Genomic DNA, 23,155 nt, shown 5'->3' with positions numbered 1-23,155 from the left:
GAGGCTGATTTGTTACTAATATTGGTACCAGTGGTCGGACTCGAACCGACACGCTTATTAGGCAACGGATTTTGAATCCGTCATGTCTACCAATTCCATCACACTGGCATGTTAGAAGATAAGGTCTATTAGATAGAGATTATCGAATTGGGCTACAGGGTTAACTCTGTATAGGCTGCGTATTATAGCAGCCTATTTTTATCCGTCAAGAATTATTTGATATAATTTTCATTTAAATCAAAAAAAATTGGTTTAGCCTACAAAAGCACGTTCAACGGCATAATCTGCTTGGACACCCATGCGTGGTGAAACGGTCAAACCAAAATCGTCCAAAATCGCTGACACTTCAGCATTAAATGGCATGCTACCGCAGATCATGACACGGTCGTCTTCTTTATTCATCGGTGGTAAGCCAATGTCTTCAAAGAGCTTTCCTGAGGTCATTAAGTCAGTCACGCGACCTTGATTTTTGAAATCCTCACGAGTCACTGTTGGGTAGTAGATGAATTTTTCACGGTACCATTCACCAAAGATCTCGTCGTTAGGTAACTCATTTTCAAACATATCACGATACGCCAAATCATCGACATGGCGCACACCATGTACCAAGATGATTTTTTCAAAGCGTTCATAGACTTCAGGATCACGTGCCAACGATAAAAATGGCGCCAGTCCAGTGCCTGTAGAGAGCATATAAAGGTTTTTGCCAGGCAGTAAATCATCTAGTACCAAAGTGCCCGTTGGTTTTTTGCTCACCAACAGCTCGTCACCAACTTTAATATGCTGCAAGCGCGAGGTTAATGGACCATCTTGAACCTTGATAGAAAAAAATTCTAAGTGATCTTCGTAGTTCGGGCTAGCAATCGAATAAGCGCGCAATAGCGGTCTGCCATCGACAACGATTCCGATCATCGCAAATTCGCCATTACGAAAGCGCAGGCCATCGTCGCGAGTTGTCTTGATGCTAAATAGAGCGTCATTCCAGTGATGAACCTCTGTGACCGTTTCGGTGCGAAGTTTTGACATAAAGTCCTCGTTAATAAGTTGCTATCGGTTTTATTAAGTTTAAATGAGTGTTAAATTAAAATTTTCAATGAAAAAGGGTATAGAAGGGTAGTAAATTTTCAATCACTATTGGAACAGCCAATCGTTTAAAACCTCTGTCACGCAAAGTAAGTAGCATAGCCGATGTTTTAACCAATGTTATGGGGCAATATTCTAACACCTTATTAAGCATTTAAAATCAGCAGAGGGATTGATAAAGTCTAAGGATAAATACGACTTAATCTGTCACCTGTAACATCACGACAATGGTTGTCGCTGTAGATGGCTTATAAGGGTTGAAAAATAAAGGCTCTCATCGAATTTATGGCTCATAATACCAAAATTTAAAATAAAAATCCGTCTGGCAGCGACGATGCGGCATGATAAAATGGAATATCGTTAGTGAGTAATTTTGTATCACTGGATAATATGCGCTAAACGTTCTCATAAAAGTAGATGCTTACTATTGAACAGTTTTTTGGAGAAACATGATGTCCGATGATAATATCTCTTTGGCGGGTTACCACCATGTGCCAATGATTGGCTACCATCGTGCGCCGCTATCACAGAAATTTGGTGCGCCACGCCAGCCGAACTTGGTTGCGCTCACCAGTATCATTGAGATGATAGCGCCTTATGACTCGCCAGCAGCATTTGCCGGTTTAGACGCGTTCAGCCATATCTGGATCAGTTGGCAGTTTCATCATAACTATACCAATAAAGACAGTCACATTGGCAAAAGCGGCACTGACTTTCGTGCGCAAGTCCGCCCACCAAGGCTCGGTGGCAATCAAAAAATAGGGGTGTTTGCCAGTCGCAGTATGTATCGACCTTCAGCGCTTGGGTTATCTGTCGTCAAGCTTGAAAGTATCGAGGTTTGTGATGGGCGCGTGTTACTTATTATTAGCGGTGCAGATATGATAGATGGTACGCCGATTATCGATATTAAGCCCTATGTCGCTTATAGCGATGCGCTCAGCAATGCAAAAAGCGGGTTTGCGCCAACTGCGCCAGATTTATTAGAGATAATTATCACGGAGTCTGCTTACGAGCAATTTATGACGTTGGTTGATGCTGGACGATGCGATAAAAATGACAATGAGACTGAAAATAAAAATAATAAGAAAGCTATTCATGCAAAAAATAATAGTGTAGCGACGCTTATTCGACAAATGCAAGAGCAATTGCTCATTGCTGATATCGAGACTATTAAAGCATTAATTGCGCAAGACCCGCGTCCAGCCTATCGTCGCGCGGAGATCAATACGCCGTTTGTCATGCGTTATAAGTCTGTCGATGTGAGCTTCCAGTTGATAGAATCAGGGCAATTGCAGATAATGGCTGTTGTGAAAGTGAGCTTGTAGCGCCCAGTGACGCCATTACTGCCGCATGAATTATCCATAAATCACTCCTCAATAAATAACGCATCAATAATAAAAGAAGAAAAATATGTCTGCTCAGAAATATTCAATCGTGATTGATTTACGTTGGTGCTTAGATGAACTATTGGCAGATAAGGTAATTGATCAGCGTGGCTACAATTTAGTGATGACGAGCCGCCGTGATAAAGCGCAGCATCCACTCCTGACCATCAGTGAATTTGGTCTGCCAAACGGTCATGCACTCGATAAAAACGTTGAGCATAAATTGACTTTGGTATGGTTGAATCAATGGTTGGCTGCCAAAGCAGGCATGGCACTTGTCCGTATTGATCCATTAAAAGTCGATGTCCCAGCCGTGACCCAACTGATGTCCTTTGAATATGCCCGCTCACAGCATATTTTGCCCATTGAAGTGACGAATGATGAAGTCGTCATCGGTACAGACCAGCCGTTTTGTACGGAGTGGCAGACAAGTATCGAAAAATTAATCAAGTCTAAAAGCTATCGTACGGTTTATATCAATCCTGAGCAAATCAATCGCTACCGTCAAGAGTTTTACCAAGTCACCCAAGCGATTGCAGGAGCAAATAGTGTCCATAAGCGCGCGGCGGCTGATGTCACCAATGTTGAGGCATTATTGCAACTGGGCGACAATACCAACCCTGATGCCAACGATCAACATATTGTCAGAGTTGTCGATTGGTTGTTGCAATATGCTTTTGAGCAGCGAGCCAGTGATATCCATTTAGAGCCTCGCCGTGAGACGGGTAAAGTCCGTTTTCGTATCGATGGCGTGCTACATACCGTCTATGAGATGCCTTTGGCAATCATTGTCGCGGTCACGGCACGGATTAAAATATTAGGACGACTGAATGTGGCAGAAAAACGCAAACCACAAGATGGCAGGTTGAAAACCCGTACGCCAAAGGGTCTGGAAACTGAGCTGCGCTTATCGACGATGCCGACAGCCTTTGGCGAAAAGCTGGTGATGCGGGTATTTGATCCTGAAGTGCTGGTGCGCTCGTTTGCTCAGCTTGGTTTGTCAGGTAAGCAGCTCGATACTTGGCATGAGCTGACCGCGCATCCAAATGGCATTATCTTGGTTACGGGTCCGACTGGCTCAGGTAAGACTACGACGTTGTACAGTACGCTTAAGGAGCTCGCCACCGAGCAAGTTAACGTTTGTACGATTGAAGATCCCATCGAGATGATTGAACCAGCTTTTAACCAAATGCAGGTCAATCCAGGCGTTGATTTGCATTTTGCAGATGGTATTCGCTCTTTGATGCGTCAAGACCCAGATATCATTATGGTCGGTGAGATTCGCGATGCCGAAACCGCCAATATGGCAGTACAAGCATCGCTCACTGGACATTTGGTACTCTCGACGTTGCATACCAATGATGCACCAAGCTCACTTACTCGCTTGCATGATTTGGGCATTCAGCCGTTTTTGACCTCAGCAACGATATTAGGCGTCATGGCGCAGCGTTTGCTACGCACGTTATGTCCGCATTGCAAAAAAGCCCTAGACGTAATTCCAGACAGTGAAATTGCTGTGCAGTGGCAGGAACTGGTTCAGCCTTGGCGTGCGCCCGCTCCAGCGCAAATTTATACGGCGCAAGGCTGCGAGCATTGTCGCCATACGGGCTATCAAGGTCGCGTTGGTCTGTACGAGATCATGCCGTTGTCAAATGAGCTAAAAAAACTGGTCGCCGCCGATGCCAATTTAGATGTGCTTAAGCAGCAAGCGTATCGCGAAGGTGTGCAGCCGCTGCGATTATCGGGCGCAAAGCGTATTAGTGAAGGGGTGACGACCATAGAAGAAGTAATGCGAGTGGTGCCCTTGCATTGACATCAAACGGCTAACGCTTGCTTTAGTAAAACGTTGCCTTGTAACTTAACTCTTTAACGCTCCCAGCGTACATTTTGGCGAATAATTTTGGCTGGTGTACCAGCAATCATGCAGTTGGGCGTCTCAACTGGTTTATTGACAAATGCCCCTGCTGCAATGATACAACCACTGGCGATAGAGACGTTTTTAGAAATGGTCACATTGGCGGCAATCCAAATATAGTCTCCTAAGCTGACGTTTGTATGTGCCTTATTCACTCGCGCGTTAGTGTCTATATCATAGACCTTGTGAACGTCAGTCGCTCGAATTTCGATACCACGTGATATCATGCATGATTGACCAATGGTCACACTTTTATCGCGCGCCAAAATATAGCAATCAATAGCGGTGGTATTATTGCCGATATAAATATGCAGATGATTACCGACAACCAATAATTGTCCCGAGAATTTAACGTGCTCTCCAATCGTGACTTGATTGTGATTGCCGTTGATGTCAATTTTTAACTGATTAAATTTTCCGCCCTTACCGATAGTGATTTGATTGTCATGACCTTTACGAATGGTAATGGTCGAATTGCCAATGATGCGTGCATCTTTGGCGATATTGATATGATTATTGAGCCCTTTGTCTTGTAATAAAAACCGCTTTTTATATAGTTGTTTGGGTAATAGGGTTTTTATAATGGGCGAAAGGCTGATGGTTTTTTTATGGTTCATAGTAAAGGACTTATGAAGAGTGAGTAGATGACGCAATGTTTTTGCTAACAAACCGCTTTTATGATTTATTAACTGTCTGATAGTGTACCGCTAAACTTTGCTTGAAAACAGCTGCCTTTGGAGCAATCAATCCTCTAAGGTTTTAAACCTAATATTTTTTATTCATTCATTTTTATTAACGAGATTACTTATGTTTACTGATAGCCATTGCCATCTTAATCGCTTAGATTTAACCAAGTATGATGGTAAATTGTCTGGCGCGATTGACGCGATGAAAGCTGCCAATGTCACTCGGGCAATGGCGATTATGTGTGATTTTGCCGAATATGATGAGATTGCTCATATTATCAGCACCTATGGTGATGAGGCGCTAAATCTTGGCATGAGCGTTGGTATTCACCCTTGTGAAGATATCAGTGTCTTGCAATCAGCGACGGTTGAGCGTTTGATCGAAACGGCTGATGCCAACCATGTATGGGCGATTGGGGAGACGGGATTAGATTATTACTGGTCAACGGAAAACAAAAAAGAGCAGCAAGCCAGTCTTGCTCGTCATATTCATGCCAGTCAAAGCCTGAAAAAGCCACTCGTCATTCATATGCGTGATGCCAAAGAAGATACGATTGATATTCTAAAATCAGAAGACGCTGAACACGGTATTATTCATTGTTTTACCGAAGATTGGGAGACGGCCAAGCGTGCACTTGACTTAGGGTTTTATATCTCATTTTCGGGCATTGTTAGCTTTAAGAGTGCTCAAATGATTAAAGATGCAGCAAAAAACATGCCTAGAGATAGACTGCTTATCGAAACCGATAGCCCTTATCTAGCACCGGTGCCCAAGCGTGGTAGACCGAATGAGCCTGCCTACGTACCGTATGTTGCCAGTTGTCTGGCAGAGATGTATGGCTGTAGTAGTAATGATGTTGGGGCATTAACTGCAAAAAACTTTGAGAATTTACTGGCACAGTATCACTAAAATGGTTATGCTATGACCACTCAGTCATTTATGATACAGTCCTATTGCTTTACGTTATTTGTATTTATGATGTGGAGCGTAAGCCTATGATTATCAATGACTATTTAGCAAACATAAGCATATCTCCTTTGGTGGTTTTCGAGCAGACTTTGTATGATGTTATACGCTTGTCGCCGATGCATTCATCCACACGATGGTCATATGCTTAATCTTGTCAGGTTTTAGGAGAGATTATGAGTCGTCAGCATCAGTTCAAGGCACGAGAAGAGAATATCTTAGCGATGGCAGAGCAATTGCTACTTGAGTCGGGCGATGGTGATATTACTTTAGACAGTTTGGCAGACCAGCTGGATCTGGCTAAAGGTACACTGTATAAGCATTTCTCCAGTAAAGATGAACTCTATTTGCGTATTATTATCCGCTATGAAGAACAACTGTTTGAGATTAATCGTATTGATGATTGTCCATCAGCAGGCGTTGCTCGTATGATCTTTCAGCAGTTATTTAACCCACAAAAAGCCATGTTGCTCAATCAAATCGAAGAGCGTTTGGCGGCATCAGTGACGGGTCTTAATCGATTGTTTGGTGAGCTATATGATATTCGCCGTCAGCGTATGAAACGCTTGATTGACATTATCAGTGCGTATTTACAAGAGCAGCACAGTAGTTTGAGCACGCGCGACTATTTGTCCTCGATTTGGGCGATGGGTCAGGGCGGTGCTGGACTATTAAATTCAAGCTTTTACCAGCGGTATTTGGGTCGCCGTGATACCCTACGTTATGCTTTCGTTCAGCAAATGCTTGAGTTGCCGAGCCATTATCCTGCGGCCGACGATGAGGTGATGGATGAAGATATGCAGGAGTTGGTCGAGCAAATCGATACTGAGTCAGAAGAGCACCGTAATACCAGTTATTAATATCTTTATTCAACTTATGGTCTTTTAACCCAATTTTTTAAATTCGTGTTGCTATATTCGTTATCGCAGCACGGTGTATCCATGCTAAAAATGGATACATGGTTATCAGCTTTAGCGCCCAATTATAGTTTTATTCTTTATACCACAACCTACTTATAGGTTTATAGGTGCAATATGCCGGTCACTGCCAAGACTCCGTCCAGCTCAGCGGTCACTTGCTATTCACACTTAAGTCATCAATATTTGCAATATAAAAACACGGATAAATATCCATTACCTCTGGTTTATCAGCATAAATCCTTTTCAGTAAAAAATGCTCACATTTCCCCTTATAAATCCTCAAGCCTTGCTCAGGCACAGCAGGGCTTTACCCTTGTCGAAATTGTAGTGGTGGTCGTTATTCTGTCTATCTTTGCTGGCATGATGAGCTTGTCAGTGGGTAGTAGTGAATCGCGTAAAAACCGTGCGTTTTATGAGCATTTAACGGATTCACTGAGCTATGTACGGTTGTTGTCTGCTGAGCGTATGCAGCCGATGGGTTTGAGCTTGCAAGCAGATAAACAAGGTCAAGTAGCTCCTGTGATTGTTACTTTATCAAATCCTTATATTGCCTATCAGACCGATGATATCCCGTCAAATAGCATGGACAGTACGCCTAAAAATTCGATGGAATTGTCTGCTGATCTGACAAGTATGTCGGGGGCGATAGGAAAGCAACAGCCAGTGCCTAGCTGGGAGATTGAGCCAGAAGTCAGTTTGCCGGAGTTACCTGCTGGGGTTAGTTTAAGGGTGCAAAGCTTGGAGGCTGGCAATCTATCAATGCCTGAACAGGGGCAAACATTGCAGCCTTGGTTTGCCGATCAAGCAGTCCCACAGATATTATGGTTTGGTACAGGGCAAGCAACGCCTGTCACCATTGAGGTGCTGCATAATTCGCGTCTGGTGGGCGAGGTCATTACCATTATGCCTGATGGTAGTATGACGATCGGACAAGGGTTGTAGCTGATGATAGATAAGGATGGCATTATATCTGCTGATATAAACAAAAAGCCAATGCTATCAAAGCATGAAAGCGGCTTTACTCTGATTGAGGTAATGGTGGCGTTAGCGATTTTAGCGGTTGTTGCTGTGGCTGCTAGCCGTGCCAGTAGTGCCTATCTCAGCTCAGTGGATGTCTTACGCACACGTACACTGGCACATTTTGTTGCACAGAATGCAGCCGCTGATTTGCGTATTCAAGAGACATGGCTGACGGCCAATCGCACACAAACAATCAATGCTCAAGGGCGTGATTGGCAAGTAGTGATGACGGTCAGTGATGCCATTACGCCTGCTTTAAAAGAGGTGAATATCGCTGTCGCACCCATTATAGATGGACAGACGCGCACCACCGTAACTGATATCAACGTAATATTGAGCAATGCGGAGCAAGACGTTGGTAGTTTGGACTTAAGCAGTTTGGGCGCTGATATTGCAGGGCAGTCTGGAGGCAATCCGTGAAGTCGCAGCGTGGATTTACGCTACTTGAATTGATGGTTGCCATGGCAATATTTGCGATGCTGGCGGTGGCTGGCTGGCAGGTGTTTGATAGCGTCAACCGCGCTCGCGAACGTGCACAATTTCATGCTGATAACTTAGCTGTTTTGCAATATGCTTATTTGCAGCTACAGCAAGACATGGGTCAAATTATTCCTTATCAAATACCAAATACTCAAAATATCAGTGTGACAAATAACAGTACAAACGCCAGTGATAGCACAAACAATAGCGCCCAAGCCAATGAAACAGTGCCTGAGCCTTTCATGAGCTTGGATGGTGAGCATGTCAGCTTTGTTCGTTTTGCCGACCCCGATCCACGTTATCAAAGTAGCATGAGTGTCCAGCATATCGAATACATTTTTGCAGATGAGCGTTTAATTCGCCGCCAATATACCAGCATCGATGGTGGGCGCGATAGCATCAGCCTAGACAGTGTATTGCTAGAAGGCGTCACCGCAGGGCGTTGGCAAGCATATTTACCTGAACTGAGCACCAAATTCCCAGATGCAGACAGCAGTAATAACGGCAATAGCAGTACAAATACAACCTCTGGGCAGACGGCCAATGCCGTAAGCGCCAAACCAGCAGTGGTTTTATTGCCCAAAGGTATTGCTGTCAATTTTACTTATCAGGATATGCCCATCACTTGGCAGTGGGCGCTTGCTCCCCAACCAATACCAATTAACAATGCCAACAAAAGCAATAACAATGCTGCTAATAATGGCAATGGTAGCAATAGTGATAATACTAATAATGACAACCCGAATAGCAATGTAAATAACAATGCAGGAAGTAATATTTAAAATGTACCATTGGGTCAATTATAAAGGCGGCTTAAGTCAATGACAGCGCACTCTCAGCGCGGAGTAGCGCTGCTCACTATCTTACTATTGGTGGTCAGTATTACCGTGGTGGCGGGGGCGATGCTTGCCAGTCAAAAGATTGCTATTAGGCGTAGCGGCTTATTGTTTGATCAAAATCAGCTGTCACAAGATATCAATGCTGGTCAGCAATTGGCCATCACGATGATTCGTGCTGACGATAAGCTGAATGACACAGATAGCGAGCAAGATATTTGGGCGCAGCCGCTACCGCCTTATATTTTAGCCAATCATAGCATCAGTATTGAAGTGCGTGATGAAGCCAGTCGTTTTAATATTAATAACTTATATCAGAATGGCGCGGTTGATAGCGCCGCCTTAGCCATATTTCAAAGACTGTTGACACAATTAAATCTAGAACCTGATATTGCCATTGCTGTTCTTGATTATCAAGATACGGATAGCGACGTTTATCAAGATGGTGGTGATGAGAGTGTGGTTTATTCTCAGCAATCAAGTGGCTCAGCGAGTAAGACTTTGCCCAATCAAGCATTGGTCAGTGTCGATCAATTGCAAGAGATTCGAGGGGTAAATGCTGAAGTACTAGCGGCACTACGTCCTTATATTACGGCGGTTCCTTATTATGTGCCTATTAATGTCAATACTGCCAGTCCAGTTTTGCTGGCTGCACTGATAGATGGCGCAACCAGCCAACAGATGCAGGGATTGGTCGATATGCGGGCAAAGCAGGCGTTAGCCTCTATCGATGATGTGTGGAAATTGCCGATGTTGAGCAGCTTAAATGATGATCAGCGAAAGGCGTTAAAACCACTGCTTGCGGTCGATAGCCAAGCCTTTATGGCGCTTATTACCGCAACGGATAGTGCAAGTCTTGGTCAACAAAGACAACGGTTTGCAACCGTATTGATTAGTAAAATTGCGACTGATACTGGCGCGGCAGCAGGGAGTAATGCGAATAGCAGCACGCCTAACAATAATAATGGTAATAATGAGAATGGCAATAATAAAAAAGCCAAAGAAATTAAAGTGGTGACACAACGTTTATGGGCATTTAGACCCAGTTTCTAACGTTGAGCCACCTAAAAAGAGTCTCAATCAGTGCCGAGGTAGAATAGCTGACGCCACTTAATCTCCTAAGTGCGTCTCTTCCGTAGATTTCCAGTTATAAGCCCCATAAAACAGCATCTGTGCTTGGCGAGTACAATTATGGAGCATCAGCTGTTTATTTTCTTCAATCTCGTTCAGATCGATTTCATCATCATGGTCTTCAGTATAAGTCAGCTCCAACCAATCGATAATCCAAGAAAAGAACATATTTACCCCAGCTTCAGCCAGTAGGCGACGGTCATAGGCGTTGATATGAGTAAAAGCAGGCTGTAGCGCTAAATCATCAGCCAAGCTTTGAGCATGTTTTTTGACAAGTTCATTAATGGCTTTGCGTACAGCTTCTGAGCCACCGTAGCGCTCACTGACTAAAAATTGCCAGTAATAAGGCTGATCACTGACCATATACAAGAACAGCTGAATGCTCTTAGCAATTTGGCGATCAAAGCTACGTTTACGCCCAATTTGCAAGCTATCGCTTAGAATCGCCAGCGTACCGCCTAGTTCTTCTACCACCAATGCTCGACCAAGCGATTCCATGTCATCAAAATGCCGATAAAATGCGGTCGGCACCACGCCAACCTCACGCGTTACTTGCCGGAGGCTGATTGAGCTAAAAGACTGCCCTGTCATACATAAATCAAGCACGGCATTAAAAAAGGCGTGCCGAGTTTGAAGTTTCTTTTGTTCGCGACTGCTCATAATATTTCAAAATTGTCCAATAAGGGTTTATCATACTCATTTCAGCGTAAAAATACGACTGAAATACGCAACTTGTGTTAATTTACTAGACCTGCATAGGTTTGTTAAACCATTGTACCCCAATGGCCTTGTAACTCTTGTGCCAATCGATACGCCTCATGATCATTCATCCCAGTGATAAAGTCCAATATATTTAAAATATTGTGATAGACACTATCTGATAATATCCGCCGATGCTCATCAAGATGTGGCTGTAACAACATGAGTAGGCGCTGCTGCTCAAAGGAGATGGGGGTAGTTTTTGCATTTGTCCAAGCCAGTGGTATAAAGGCGTCTAATAATCGATGCAGGCATTGATTGGCCATCAATTCCATACGTACTTTACTTGGGTGATTGAATATTTTCTCACGTGCCAATTGCTTGGCCTGCAAGATGCCATTTTGCACATTTGCATCACAATGGGTAAATAGACTGCCTTTTAGTGTACCAGCCAGCAATGCATCACTGTTGGCGACAAAAGCATCAGTCACGGTATTGACCAAGCGCATCATCGCACGGGCTCGCAATGACGCTAAGCTCTGCCTGACAGACATGTGTACGGGCAGATTGATACTGTTAGGGCGCTCACCAATCAGCTCATAAAATATGGCGGCAACCTCACTATAGGTCAGCATATTGAGATTGATACCATCTTCTAAATCGATCAAGGCATAGCAAATATCATCTGCCGCTTCTAGTAAATAAGCCAGCGGATGACGCGCAAAACCATCGTGCTGTGTTGAACGTGGTAAATGCAAACAGGCTGCCAACTCTTCTAATTGTGCTGACTCACTATAAAAGCAGCCAAATTTTTGTATATTTTGATGATGTTTGTCATTGACATCGTTGCTGTGAGAGGCAAGCCAAGGATACTTCATAAAAGCGCCTAGCGTTGCACAAGTGAGACGCATGCCACCTTTATCGGGATGGTGTTCATTACGCGCCAACAGTCGAAACCCTTGTGCATTACCTTCGTAGGCCAGCAAGTCCAAGCGCTCGTTGCTACTTAACTTTTGTAATATCGCTTGAGGGTCAGGCTGCCTAAACCAATCTCGAATGGCATACTCTCCCGCATGACCAAAAGGCGGGTTGCCAATATCGTGAGCGAGGCAGGCGGCTTGTACAATGACACCGACATCGGCTGGCGATACGCCTGCTGGTAGACCGCTGGCTAATTTATCATGGAGCTTTTCTGCTGCCATCATTGCTAAAGAGCGTCCAATAGAGGAGACCTCAAGCGAATGAGTTAAGCGAGTATGGATGCCAAGCTGATTGGTTAATGGATGGACTTGGGTTTTCTGATTGAGCTGTCGAAAGGAGTGCGAAAACACCAGTCTGTCATAGTCTTTATGAAACTGAGAGCGAGTGCTCGTATTGGCGTTAAGCTTTTTGGCAGCACCAAGACGCTGCGAGTTGAGGAGATGAGACCATTGCGTGGTAGGAGACGGCAAAGAGGTTGGAGTAGTTAGCATATTGAAACATCCGAAACCAAGGGAGCCTCTAGCATAGCAAAATAGCGCCCTTGATACAGATATATAGTCAGAGAACTACATTAAGATTTTTGGCAGTTAAAAAGCACTTCTTCTTTTTCAATAGCGACATTGCTGTCCAATGTTTTATTGAGCAATGTTGCTTTGTCACCATTTACTTGCCATATGATGCCATGAGTATCATCTAGGCCGATATCACTAGTATAGATGGTTTTTTCAGTACTGGCGTCGCTATCAGAGGTAGCGGTCAAATCGTATTCGATACCATCGATGAGTAGGTGCACTGTCTGCAATGCAGCATCATCATGGTAGGACACGCCGATAGTAGCAGTAGGCTCACAAGAGAATGGTGTGCTGTTGCTGGCATGTTCTGCATGATCGTGTCCTTCATGACCTTGTTCCATAGCATCGTGCCCTTCGTGCTCTTCATGAGCATGTTCAGCGTGATCGTCTACGGGTGTTATTTCTTCAGATACTACCGTATCACTTTCTGTATTAGGCTGACAGCCCAATAGAGACCCTGTCATGATACTTCCTACAAGCGCAACACTGGCAAATCTAGAAAAAGAGAAATAGTCAGTCACAGTATAAGTCCTCAAATAGTAAAATAAAGATATGTTATAATATAACAATGTTAAGATAAAATAAAGCCGATGATGGAGAATTTCCAACATCGGCTTATTAATTATCAGACAGGATGTACCGCTTAACGTTACACGTTAAATCTAAAGTGCATGATATCGCCATCTTGCACGATATAGGTTTTGCCTTCTAAACGTGACTTACCAGCAGCGGCAGCGCCTTTTTCACCGTTGTGCTCGATGAAATCATCATAAGCGATGACCTCGGCACGAATGAAACCGCGCTCAAAATCAGTATGAATCACGCCAGCAGCTTGCGGAGCCGTTGCGCCAACTGCAACCGTCCAAGCGCGCACTTCTTTAACACCAGCAGTAAAGTAAGTCTGCATATCTAGCAAATCATAACCACCGCGAATCACTTGATCAAGTCCGGCTTCTTCCATATCCATCTCAGCTAAGAAGTCTTTTTTGTCGTCTTCATCAAGCTGAGCGATTTCAGATTCGATTTGGTTGCATAGCGCGATAACGATAGAATCTTCGCCAGTCGCATAGTTGCGTACCGCATCAAGGTAAGGGTTGTTTTCAAAGCCATCTTCACTGACGTTGGCGATATACATGGTTGGTTTTAGGGTGATTAAACCATAACTTCTGATAAGCTTTTTCTCATCAGCATCTAGGTTCGCTGCGCGTGCCGCTTTACCTTCTGCTAATAAAGGCTCAACTTTTTTAAAGATATCAAGCAATGCTTGCGCGTCTTTGTCGCCACCTTTAGCCTTCTTGGTTTGATTGTGAATGGCACGCTCAACGGCCTCTAAATCTGCCAATGCCAATTCAGTGTTAATGGTTTCGATATCATCAATAGGGCTGACGCGACCATCAACGTGGACGACGTTGTCATCATCAAAACAGCGTACGACGTGCGCAATCGCATCAGTCTCACGAATGTTGGCTAGGAACTGGTTGCCCATGCCTTCACCTTTTGAAGCACCAGCGACTAGACCTGCGATATCCACAAACTCCATCGTCGTTGGTAATACGCGCTCAGGATTGACGATATCAGCCAATTTCTTTAGGCGTGGGTCTGGTACTGGTACGATACCTGTGTTGGGATCTTTGGTACAAAACGGAAAGTTTTCAGCGGCGATTCCCGCTTTGGTCAATGCATTAAACAAGGTGGATTTGCCCACGTTTGGTAGGCCAACGATGCCGCAATTAAAACCCATAACATTCTCTCAATATAGTAATAAAATCAGTTGGTATAAAGATTGGTTAAATGATAAATCAAAATTGGGCACATTGTAGCAAATTTACCTGAATAGGGGTGAGGTTGTTGTGTTGTATACTGAGATTTTGCGTTTGGTCATGACTGGTAATTTTGCTGTTTTATCGATTATGGTAAGCTGTGCTATAAAATGATAGTTTGGCTTTTAGGCGTATGACAGGTAAGCGCCTACGACTCGCTAAACTTGACGAGTAATCTTCATTATGAACATCAAGCGCTCTCAGTCAAATCTGCAAAACACTATGTATAAATGCGCCGTTTCGATAAAGGCCGCTAAAATAAAACGAAAGGCAAATTCCGATAATGACTACCGCTATTTTTGACACGCGTCGCTATAATTATCCGCAGAATTTCGTGGAGATTAAGCCTAAGCTTGAACGTCTTGAGAAAGCAATTAAAAAACTAGAGGCAAATCTAATCGATGCTGATAATGCTGCAAATATTGAGCTGTTAACTGACAGGCTGAATGGTGAATTAGGATTAAAAGTAGACTACGCTCGTGAACTAAATCCTGACCAGTTATTAGCAGCCACAACTATCGAAGGCAAGGTGCTAGTCATTGCTGGTGCAGGCTCTGGCAAGACTAAAACGCTCACGTACCGTACCAGTTATTTATTAGAGAACGGGGTCACGCCCAAAAGCATCTTGCTACTGACCTTTACGCGTAAAGCCGCCAATGAAATAAAAAGCCGCGCCAAAACCTTACTTGCGAATACCTTATTTGATAAACAGTCTGATGAAGACTTGGTAAAGGATAAACTGCCAACGGATAAGCGGCTCAACGATATTGCTAGTGGCACCTTCCATTCATTTTGCAATATGCTGCTGCGTCAGTATTCAGGGCTGCTCGGCATTAATCCACGATTTACGATTTTAGACACGGGCGACAGCGAAGATGCCATCGACTTAATTCATAAAGAAAAAAAGTATCCCGCGCAAAATAAGAGCCAAGCATTCCCGCGCAAAAAGACACTGCAAAATATCATTTCTAGCTCTCGGAATAGACATATCCATATCCGTGATTTAATCGAAAGCAGTTATCCTGATATCGCCGTACATATTCCGATTATCGAACAATTGGCAATCGATTTTCATGAGTATAAGCGTGCCAATCATCTCTACGATTTTGACGACATCATTAGCCAAGTCGTGCGCCATTTAGAGATCAATGACACCTTTCGCCAAATGCTACAACATCAATATCGCTACATCATGGTTGATGAGTATCAAGACACCAATATTCCGCAAAAGCAGCTTATCGATCTGATTTGCGCACCTGCGTCGGTCTCGCTGATGGTCGTTGGCGATGATAATCAAAGTATTTATGCTTTTCGCGGTGCCAATTACGAAAACATTCTGTTATTCGGTGAGACCTATCCCGATGCCAAGCTGATTAAGCTCGAACGAAACTATCGCAGTACGCCTGCTGTTTTGGATTATATCAATGCTTTGTCCGCGCAAATCACGCTAGGCTATCAAAAACAATTGCACTCTGGCGCATCGATAAGTGGGGATAAGCCAATATTTAGCCGCCTAACCAATGAGACAAAAGAAGCCAAATATATCGCCGATAAAATCATCGAGCTAAAGTCGGATCATGACTACAATGATTTTGCGGTACTGTGCCGCACATCGTTTCAGTCTAACTATGTTCAGCTAGAGTTTATGGAGCGTCATATTCCATTCATTGTGGTGGGCGGTATCAAATTCATTGAAAGGCGACATATCAAAGATGTTTTGGCTTTTGTCAAAGTCCTCTATAACCCGAATGATACGATTGCTTGGCACCGTATTTTGACCTTGTTCCAAGGCGTGGGGACAGTCACCGCGACGCGTTTGACCCAAGCGATTAATGCCGATAACAACTCCTTTGCGCCACTACTCACAGCGAAGTTTGCTAAAAAAAGCGAACAGCTTGAACCTCTGTATCATACGCTTACTAAGGCAAATCAGGCTGAATCAGTCGATACAGTCATTGAGCATATTTTAGAATTCTATATTCCTGTCTTAAAAACAATTGAAGAAAATTGGCGAGAGCGCAATGAGGACTTTCGTGTGCTCAAAAATTTGGCAATAGAACACAGTAGCCTTGATAACTTCTTAGAAAATTTGGCACTCGATCCGCCCAATGATTCGGTCGCAGCCATGGATAAACCAGAGGATAATGACACAGATAAAGTGACGATTTCGACCATTCACAGTGCCAAAGGGCTAGAGTGGCCAGTGGTATTTGTTAACTCACTGGTCGATGGTATCACGCCGCATCATCGCTCTTTGGATGATTTTGAAGAGCTAGAAGAAGAACGAAAATTATTCTATGTTGCTTGCAGTCGTGCCAAGAGCAGACTGTATCTAACAGCACCTGATTACTTCGCCAGTTATTCAGGGTATTTTGACAAGCCGTCGCGGTTTATCGCTGAGTTGTCTGCTGATGAGGTGACGGTAGAAAATTCTAAACAAGTGAGAGAAGAGAGTGATGATCCAGTGTGGTGGTAGTGTTTTATCGAATTCACAGTAATAATATTTCGAGGTATTAGGTTTTGTATAAGCAAATAGCTAAAGCTTTATTAGTTCCAATTATTGCTTCAATAAGTAGTTTTCCTGCTTTAGATGTTGAGGACTGTATGCCGCCGAAGAGTCACTATAGAAATATTCAATGTACTTATAATAAGCATCTATTTGTTGCTTATGATGACGATTATCGTCCACAAGCGTTACTCAATATAAAAGGTAAAGTAACAGCTAGTCTCAAAGATTTTGATAAAGTTGAGGCGTGGTTGTACAGCGATGGATTTTTTCCTGTTTTAAAAAACGATCAAGTCGGCTATATCAACGAACAAGGTAAACTGGTCGTACCTACTATTTACGACAACTTAATAGATCCTAATGATAAATATAATGAGGTTTGGGCAAACCCTGTTTATCAAGGTAAAATTGTCGTTGTAAAAGATGGTGCATATGGTGTCATCGATACTAATAATAAAGTTATTCTCAGTTATTGAAAATAACTACGCCATGATGGATTCTTTTAGCAATGATAGGGCTCCTATTTATGAATTTAATACGGAGTTATGGGGTTTTATAGATACTAACGGTAAAGAAGTTGTTGCCCCGCAATACGACGGCCTGGGTGGGCACTATGGTTTTCATGAAGGTCTGCTCGGTGTAATTAAAGATGATAAATGGGGATTTGTTACCAAGACGGGAGCTGTTGCTGTCCCTTTCATTTATGATGAAATAAGACCTTTTCGTGAGCAGCTCGCTGGCGTGCATAAAGGTAATCGTTGGGGCTTCATAGATGGTGCCAATAGAACTGTCATTCCTTTCAAGTTCTCGGACGATAAAGTACAGAGGATGAGCGTTACTTCTTTTGGTGCAACGTATTTCAATTTTAATAATGGTACAGCGCAGATAGAAGAGAAAAGTGATGGTACGTCTGTCTGTATTAATAAGCTAGGTAAAATAGTGGCTTGTAGTGAATGGTGATTTTTTAAGTTTAAGTATAGTTAAGTTCATATAAATCCGCTACATCATCAGCCTCGCTAACCATACTAATGTATAGCTTGCACTCGGTTCCCTTGTATCGGAATCATTTGAATTCAACTATAGTTAAGAACAGAAAAATCCGTGCTTTTATAAAAGACGGATTTTTCTTAAGATAATTATGATAGTCGCTATGAACTGAGTATCTAGCAGGCTATAAATGTCTAGGTCTCAGCTTCAATATCGAGTATAGGTTCTTCAACAGTAGTGACGATTCTAGATTCAACATAAGAGCTGCTATATTCCGTGTCGGTAGTGATTGGATAAATCTCTAAACGTTCCAATTCTGCTAATAAATCTTGGATAACTTCATTTTTACGAGTGACAAAAGTGGACGCAAAGCAGCGCCAAAATTTCCAGCCAGCACGCTCTAAAATACGCTGACGTTGCATATCGCTGTCCCATTTGTCAGGCCCATGATATCTATCGCCATCACATTCAATGGCTAGACTGTTATCGTTTTCACCTTCGACAACCATATCGATTCGGTAGGCACCAGCCTTAACCTGCGGAACCACTCGATAGCCTCTCTCAACCAAAAGGTCAAAGACTTCTGTTTCAAAGGGAGACTCACATTTATCACGTAAGTCAGAAACTTCTTCTTCATCTTGCATGAATGGTGCTTGAAAGTGTTTGATAAGCTCTGATCGGTAGTGATCGGCTTGGCTTAGCTCATCCAACTCAATACTGCGCACTAAATACATTCTATCGCGAGCTCTTGAGGCAGCGACATTCATTCGCTGGGCGAAGGTATCTCTCGTTTGTGCATGTGCAGCTCCGGGTACCACTACCAATGACAAAAACATGATATCGCGCTCTTTACCTTGAAAGGTTCTAGCATCACCGCAAGCGATATCAAAAATAGTCATGAGAGCCTCATCCAGTTCTTTGTTGAGTGCTTCCATAATGCTATGCGCTTGCTTATTGCCTAGCAATGAGACAACACCGATGGTTTTACCTTTGTAAGCTGGATCAGAAACGATGAACTTGATTTCATCGACGATAAATCTGACTTCTGAAGGATTAATATCAGAGCCTTTAAGACGATAGCCATCGGTGACATAAACATCAATCAATGGTGGGTCTAAGCGTTCTGAAGGTTTGGCTTTACGCAAAGGTATCAGCTCATGATTGTAAAACTCACGTTTTGAGAACTCAATAATAGGTGCAACACTGCGAAAATGTTCTTTTAGCATCACACTGCTATCTGCAAAAACGACTTTGAATAAATCGTAGATTGAACGATCAGGTGACATTTGTGAGCGATAAACAGAGACTTGATTGCTCAGATATTGTGCCATCAGATTGCGGATTTTTTCGATATCGAGACCGACGCCTTCTGGCGACACTTGCTTATCGTCACCAACGATTAGCACTTTTTTGGCTCTCATAATGGCTGGCAATGCCGTTAAGTCAGATTGAGACGCTTCATCGATGATAACCAAGTCAAAACTGCCAAATTCTGCTGGCAAGGACTCAGAGATACGATAATGCGGCATAATCCAACATGGAATAGCAGCACTTGCTCCTGCAGAGGCTTCGCGCGCTTCACGGCGATAATAGTGCGCACCTTTGCCTGTTCCCTTACCGATACGCATAATGGCAGAGCGGTATTTTTCTAAAGAGGCTCTCACGTTTGGTGTCGCATTTTCTGCAACTTTTAGCCAGGCTCTTTTGGTGATGGCTTCTTGATAGAGCCTTGCCAGATTTACTTCTAAACTGCCACGAGTTTTGGCCAGTTGAACCAACTCCTTGCGACCATCGATGCTGTCGATAAAGCTGGTCAATCTAGCAATTCGCCAAATCTGCTGCCAATTATCAGGCAGTAAGTCGTCAGGTTGCAAGTTATTCGATTGCAAGTTATTCGATGCTAAGGTATCTTGAGAATTACTATGAGGTTCATAACGCAATTTCTTTGCCCAAAGCGGTGCGCCGTTATCTTCAATGAGTTGGGTAACGTCAGCAACTGTCTGTAAGTCTGTTGCAAGGTTATTCACGCGTTGCAGCTCATTCAGAAGTTCTTGATAGTCTGTTTGTAATTGTTCATCAGATAAACTCGGATCACCAATGTTTTGAGTGACAAAGGCCGTCATTTTTTCACTAATAGCGCCTTTACAGCCAGCTAAATTAGTAAGTAATGTTTCTTTTAACGTGAGACTTTCAGCCAGATTATGTCTTTTTAAATGTTGTTTAAGAACACTCTCAATTTCAATCAAAATATCTTTGTCATAAGGTGCTGCAGAAATAACACTCCAATCTACGAATATAGTGCTTAACGCCTGCTTGATACTGTGCTGCAAGTTGTGACTAGCAACGATTTCATCGTATAGATGAACGGCTGAATGTAACGCAGACAGATTATTGGGCGATACCTCAAATATTGGTAAGGACAGCTCATTTGATAAAGCGTTCCAGCGAAGGATAAGCGCTTGAGATTTTTTTCTAAATGCTATAAAGCTGGATATATACTGCCAGTCTGCCGTACTTGATGGTGCTGACGAGACTATCGTAATAGACTCAAGGTTTTTCTTTTCAGCAGATTTGCCAAAAATCCCAGCGAGACCAAATGACTTTTTGCCTTCAGATAAATTCTTCACCGCGTCAACGAGCTCTGGATTTTTATCAAAATCATCAGCCATTGTAATAGGTTTGGTTAAATAAATAGTTCTCTCATCAAAAAGCACTTTGATCTCATCGTTCAGTATAGTGAGATGGCCGATAATGTCTTGCTTAGTCTCATTAGCTAAATGCTGCTGAATATCCGTCGTCCAACTCTGCCCAGCCGCGACAATTTTTTGTAGTAGGTCAGTTAGACGAGATGTATTAGCAGTGATTTCCTGAGTAATATTTATCGTACCAGTACTTTCATTTATTAAGCTTGGTAGCGCTCCTTGCTGCTCAGCTGCTTGCGATTCATTGAGGTAACTCAAATCCTTATGAAGTTGCTTTATAGCATGGGTAGGCGGCATGTCTGCAACAGCAGGAATTTTTTTATGAAGATAACACAAATCACTGCCGAGGTTTACTCTTGCGTTTTTTAGCGCTGTGATATCAACATGAGTAAATCGAGGCTTAAAGGTCTCTTCGATACCCAACTTATCGGGAAAGCTTTCGATAAACTGCCTGTTTTGAGCAACCTCAGTCGCGGCATCTATGGGTTTGATCGTTTCATTATCGATAGTGATGTCATCAAGGTTTAACCGTGCCCAAGCCGTAATTTTATGGTCAGTGCTTGCGAGCTGTGCATGAATGGTGTCAATTTGATTGTCAAACATGACAATGTCTTTTTTGTAGGCCTCACGATTGATACTAGACACTTCGCTCGATATTTTTTTGATGGTATGTTCAAACTGCTTTAACCCTTCGTTTTCACTGGTCAGTAGACTAACGGCGAGTGGGCGAATAGATTCAGGCAGTTGCCCTTGTAGTACTTTTAGCGCAGGGTCTTTCATTGACGTGACAAGTACCCGCTTGCCAAGTGCTAAGTAATGACAAATGACATTGGCAATAGTGTGGGTTTTGCCTGTGCCGGGCGGGCCTTGAACGACGACTCCATCGTGGATATCTAACTGTTGTATGATTTGTACTTGTTCATCGTTGAACGCTTTGGGGAAATATAGCTCGGCTGGCGTGCCGATATAGCTATCACTGCCACTCACCATAGATAAACCACGATAAGCAGGCAGTATATATTCTTTGTTTTCTGTAGCAGGCTCTGTCAGCATTGCCTTGAGAGCGCTCGGTAAATCAATGTCAGTGACCGACTCTAGCTGAATTGATAAGTTGTTTAAGTCTTGCAAAAATATATTGTTACTTCTAGGACGAGCCATAATGACCCATGTGTTAGTAACAATCAGGTTGTTTTGCGCTTTAGGGATTTTTCGATCATCTGCACTAGTATGATCTGGTTGATAAACACCAGAGGAGTCAAGCAAAGTAACCGCTGATTTTAAGATAGGCTCATAGCTACTCGGCAAAAAAGGACTTAAGGACACATCTTCTGAATCATAAAAATCTTTGCTGTTCTTTAATAACCTCGCTAAACCTTGATTTTCTTCTATAGAAAAAGGCTCCGTTTCAAGTGTGGGAGCAGATAGGGTAGGCTTGATGAGCAATGCCATTGTCTTTTGATCTAAGGTGATTTCAACAGATTGCGTCAATAGTGGATACTTTATCTGTTTACTACTTTGCTCATCGTCCGTGCTTTTTTGTAGGGCAATACCCACACCCCACACCAACTCTAACTGTGCATCGGCGAGATTGCCCTGAAGCTGTTGATTCAGCATAAATAAGCTAGAATACAAAGCAATGCTTTGGCGAACGAGCTTCTCTTTTGCTAGCCAAGGTTGCCAAATATCTTTGAGGTACGTATTGAATTCATCTCGTACAGCATCCCTTGCAGGAAAATCTCTTAAATAAATCTCTGCCTGTAATGGTTCATCTAACTCTAACGATTCATTTTTATGATTATTGTCAACTTCAAATGGAGTGAATACCTCTGTAGCGCCCGAGGACAAAAGACCATCATCTATGAATGATTGCACAGATGCTTTTTCTTTTAATGACGGTTGATCGCTAAATTTCACTGGAAATACTAACCAGTTTTCTAACAATAAGCTGCTAGGTTTAGGTGCTGAGCTTTCGCGCAAACGTTCTAGGCGTAGCCAAATATCTTCAGTGCTATTATCTGTGATATTTAGGCTGATACCAGGCAGGTTTAATACTTGCTCTTCTATACAAGTAAAGTCACCATACTTCGTAAAGTCTTGAGTCGGTGCTTTTTTCATCAAAGCACACTGCTTGATGAACTCAATTTGAGAGGCCAGTCTTTGTGCGTAAATACTCATTTGTTAAACCTTCTAAATCATCAAAATATTAGCCCTGACCTCACTGGTACATCATAAATACTGTTTATCAAATTTTATAATTAAAATGCTTAGGCGGCTGATCATTTCTAAATTAAAAAAAAGACCAAACTATAGCACAGAAATTGATAGCACTAAGTCGCATCTAGTATTTTTAAAAATGATGGCTGATCGTTACTATTTTATCAACCAAACCCTCATTATTCCTATCAAAAATACCTTTTCAAAAACCCTATAACCAAAAGTATTTAATAGCAAAAATATTTATGAGA

The 23,155-nt window shown here is 42.8% G+C and carries 18 protein-coding genes and 1 tRNA gene; 11 read left to right on the top strand and 8 right to left on the bottom strand.

Annotation, left to right across the window (positions count from 1 at the left end):
* Positions 1-22: 22 nt before the first annotated feature.
* Positions 23-108, bottom strand: a tRNA-Leu gene (locus C8D84_RS03940).
* Between the two features lie 144 nt (positions 109-252).
* Positions 253-1,026, bottom strand: coding sequence for a ferredoxin--NADP reductase (locus C8D84_RS03935; protein WP_045452050.1), 774 nt, complete (start codon positions 1,024-1,026; stop codon positions 253-255).
* Between the two features lie 509 nt (positions 1,027-1,535).
* Between C8D84_RS03935 and tsaA the strand changes: the two genes are divergently transcribed.
* Together tsaA and C8D84_RS03925 are read left to right on the top strand one after the other, a co-directional pair.
* On the top strand, positions 1,536-2,408 hold the full coding sequence (gene tsaA, locus C8D84_RS03930) for a tRNA (N6-threonylcarbamoyladenosine(37)-N6)-methyltransferase TrmO (RefSeq protein ID WP_407691869.1): 873 nt from the start codon (positions 1,536-1,538) through the stop codon (positions 2,406-2,408).
* A gap of 85 nt (positions 2,409-2,493) precedes the next feature.
* A complete protein-coding gene (locus C8D84_RS03925; protein WP_109590225.1) occupies positions 2,494-4,281 on the top strand; it encodes a GspE/PulE family protein in 1,788 nt (595 codons plus the stop codon).
* A 53-nt stretch (positions 4,282-4,334) separates the two neighbouring features.
* On the opposite strand, the gene C8D84_RS03920 is transcribed toward C8D84_RS03925, so the two are convergent.
* The gene (locus tag C8D84_RS03920; protein ID WP_109590223.1) at positions 4,335-5,000 is read right to left on the bottom strand and encodes an acyltransferase; all 666 of its coding nucleotides are present in this window, start codon (positions 4,998-5,000) and stop codon (positions 4,335-4,337) included.
* Between the two features lie 190 nt (positions 5,001-5,190).
* Here C8D84_RS03920 and C8D84_RS03915 point away from each other — a divergent pair, with 190 nt between their 5' ends.
* The 6 genes from C8D84_RS03915 to gspK all read left to right on the top strand — a co-directional run bounded on the left by C8D84_RS03915 (position 5,191) and on the right by gspK (position 10,345).
* Entirely contained in the window at positions 5,191-5,979 is a 789-nt protein-coding gene (locus C8D84_RS03915) for a TatD family hydrolase (protein WP_109590221.1), read from the top strand.
* A gap of 233 nt (positions 5,980-6,212) precedes the next feature.
* Positions 6,213-6,896: a TetR/AcrR family transcriptional regulator gene (locus C8D84_RS03910; protein ID WP_045446854.1), complete on the top strand. Its 684-nt coding sequence runs from the start codon at positions 6,213-6,215 to the stop codon at positions 6,894-6,896.
* 174 nt (positions 6,897-7,070) lie between these two features.
* Positions 7,071-7,898: a prepilin-type N-terminal cleavage/methylation domain-containing protein gene (locus C8D84_RS03905; RefSeq protein ID WP_228244453.1), complete on the top strand. Its 828-nt coding sequence runs from the start codon at positions 7,071-7,073 to the stop codon at positions 7,896-7,898.
* A gap of 3 nt (positions 7,899-7,901) precedes the next feature.
* Positions 7,902-8,396: a type II secretion system minor pseudopilin GspI gene (gspI, locus tag C8D84_RS03900; RefSeq protein ID WP_109590219.1), complete on the top strand. Its 495-nt coding sequence runs from the start codon at positions 7,902-7,904 to the stop codon at positions 8,394-8,396.
* Positions 8,393-9,238, top strand: coding sequence for a type II secretion system minor pseudopilin GspJ (gene gspJ, locus C8D84_RS03895; protein WP_109590217.1), 846 nt, complete (start codon positions 8,393-8,395; stop codon positions 9,236-9,238). Before gspI ends, gspJ begins: the two co-directional genes overlap by 4 nt.
* Positions 9,239-9,277: 39 nt before the next feature.
* Positions 9,278-10,345, top strand: coding sequence for a type II secretion system minor pseudopilin GspK (gene gspK, locus C8D84_RS03890; RefSeq protein WP_109590215.1), 1,068 nt, complete (start codon positions 9,278-9,280; stop codon positions 10,343-10,345).
* Between the two features lie 57 nt (positions 10,346-10,402).
* Here the strand turns inward: gspK and C8D84_RS03885 are convergent, their stop codons facing one another.
* From C8D84_RS03885 to ychF, 4 genes are all read right to left on the bottom strand, one after another.
* Positions 10,403-11,083 (bottom strand): TetR family transcriptional regulator, encoded by a 681-nt coding sequence (locus C8D84_RS03885; protein WP_045446867.1) that lies wholly within the window; start codon positions 11,081-11,083, stop codon positions 10,403-10,405.
* 104 nt (positions 11,084-11,187) lie between these two features.
* A complete protein-coding gene (locus C8D84_RS03880) occupies positions 11,188-12,594 on the bottom strand; it encodes a deoxyguanosinetriphosphate triphosphohydrolase (RefSeq protein ID WP_109590213.1) in 1,407 nt (468 codons plus the stop codon).
* Positions 12,595-12,674: 80 nt separating this feature from the next.
* Positions 12,675-13,139: a hypothetical protein gene (locus C8D84_RS13770; RefSeq protein WP_211181243.1), complete on the bottom strand. Its 465-nt coding sequence runs from the start codon at positions 13,137-13,139 to the stop codon at positions 12,675-12,677.
* A 185-nt stretch (positions 13,140-13,324) separates the two neighbouring features.
* Positions 13,325-14,416 carry a redox-regulated ATPase YchF gene (gene ychF, locus C8D84_RS03870; protein ID WP_109590211.1) on the bottom strand — a complete coding sequence of 364 codons (1,092 nt, stop codon included), beginning with the start codon at positions 14,414-14,416 and terminating at the stop codon, positions 13,325-13,327.
* Positions 14,417-14,778: 362 nt separating this feature from the next.
* Here ychF and C8D84_RS03865 point away from each other — a divergent pair, with 362 nt between their 5' ends.
* From C8D84_RS03865 to C8D84_RS03855, 3 genes are read left to right on the top strand one after another with little or no spacing between them, the layout of a single operon-like run.
* The gene (locus tag C8D84_RS03865) at positions 14,779-16,971 is read left to right on the top strand and encodes an ATP-dependent helicase (protein ID WP_109590209.1); all 2,193 of its coding nucleotides are present in this window, start codon (positions 14,779-14,781) and stop codon (positions 16,969-16,971) included.
* Between the two features lie 44 nt (positions 16,972-17,015).
* The gene (locus C8D84_RS03860; protein WP_146192881.1) at positions 17,016-17,477 is read left to right on the top strand and encodes a WG repeat-containing protein; all 462 of its coding nucleotides are present in this window, start codon (positions 17,016-17,018) and stop codon (positions 17,475-17,477) included.
* A gap of 13 nt (positions 17,478-17,490) precedes the next feature.
* A complete protein-coding gene (locus C8D84_RS03855) occupies positions 17,491-17,961 on the top strand; it encodes a WG repeat-containing protein (protein WP_170108265.1) in 471 nt (156 codons plus the stop codon).
* A 221-nt stretch (positions 17,962-18,182) separates the two neighbouring features.
* Here the strand turns inward: C8D84_RS03855 and C8D84_RS03850 are convergent, their stop codons facing one another.
* On the bottom strand, positions 18,183-22,865 hold the full coding sequence (locus tag C8D84_RS03850) for an AAA domain-containing protein (protein WP_109590203.1): 4,683 nt from the start codon (positions 22,863-22,865) through the stop codon (positions 18,183-18,185).
* Positions 22,866-23,155 lie beyond the last annotated feature (290 nt).

Source organism: Psychrobacter immobilis, from assembly GCF_003148585.1.
GTDB lineage: Bacteria > Pseudomonadota > Gammaproteobacteria > Pseudomonadales > Moraxellaceae > Psychrobacter > Psychrobacter immobilis.
Note: the sequence above shows the minus strand (reverse complement) of the source record. Positions and strands in the feature narration are given on the sequence as shown.

Bases quoted from the DNA above. Each gene is read 5' to 3' on its own strand.
- C8D84_RS03935 (WP_045452050.1), bottom strand. From the start codon at position 1,026: ATGTCAAAACTTCGCACCGAAACGGTCACAGAGGTTCATCACTGGAAT.
- C8D84_RS03850 (WP_109590203.1), bottom strand. From the start codon at position 22,865: ATGAGTATTTACGCACAAAGACTGGCCTCTCAAATTGAGTTCATCAAG.
- C8D84_RS03915 (WP_109590221.1), top strand. From the start codon at position 5,191: ATGTTTACTGATAGCCATTGCCATCTTAATCGCTTAGATTTAACCAAG.
- C8D84_RS03910 (WP_045446854.1), top strand. From the start codon at position 6,213: ATGAGTCGTCAGCATCAGTTCAAGGCACGAGAAGAGAATATCTTAGCG.
- gspK (WP_109590215.1), top strand. From the start codon at position 9,278: ATGACAGCGCACTCTCAGCGCGGAGTAGCGCTGCTCACTATCTTACTA.
- C8D84_RS03905 (WP_228244453.1), top strand. From the start codon at position 7,071: ATGCCGGTCACTGCCAAGACTCCGTCCAGCTCAGCGGTCACTTGCTAT.
- C8D84_RS03865 (WP_109590209.1), top strand. From the start codon at position 14,779: ATGACTACCGCTATTTTTGACACGCGTCGCTATAATTATCCGCAGAAT.
- ychF (WP_109590211.1), bottom strand. From the start codon at position 14,416: ATGGGTTTTAATTGCGGCATCGTTGGCCTACCAAACGTGGGCAAATCC.
- C8D84_RS13770 (WP_211181243.1), bottom strand. From the start codon at position 13,139: ATGACAGGGTCTCTATTGGGCTGTCAGCCTAATACAGAAAGTGATACG.
- tsaA (WP_407691869.1), top strand. From the start codon at position 1,536: ATGTCCGATGATAATATCTCTTTGGCGGGTTACCACCATGTGCCAATG.
- C8D84_RS03880 (WP_109590213.1), bottom strand. From the start codon at position 12,594: ATGCTAACTACTCCAACCTCTTTGCCGTCTCCTACCACGCAATGGTCT.
- gspI (WP_109590219.1), top strand. From the start codon at position 7,902: ATGATAGATAAGGATGGCATTATATCTGCTGATATAAACAAAAAGCCA.
- C8D84_RS03920 (WP_109590223.1), bottom strand. From the start codon at position 5,000: ATGAACCATAAAAAAACCATCAGCCTTTCGCCCATTATAAAAACCCTA.
- C8D84_RS03925 (WP_109590225.1), top strand. From the start codon at position 2,494: ATGTCTGCTCAGAAATATTCAATCGTGATTGATTTACGTTGGTGCTTA.
- C8D84_RS03885 (WP_045446867.1), bottom strand. From the start codon at position 11,083: ATGAGCAGTCGCGAACAAAAGAAACTTCAAACTCGGCACGCCTTTTTT.
- C8D84_RS03855 (WP_170108265.1), top strand. From the start codon at position 17,491: ATGATGGATTCTTTTAGCAATGATAGGGCTCCTATTTATGAATTTAAT.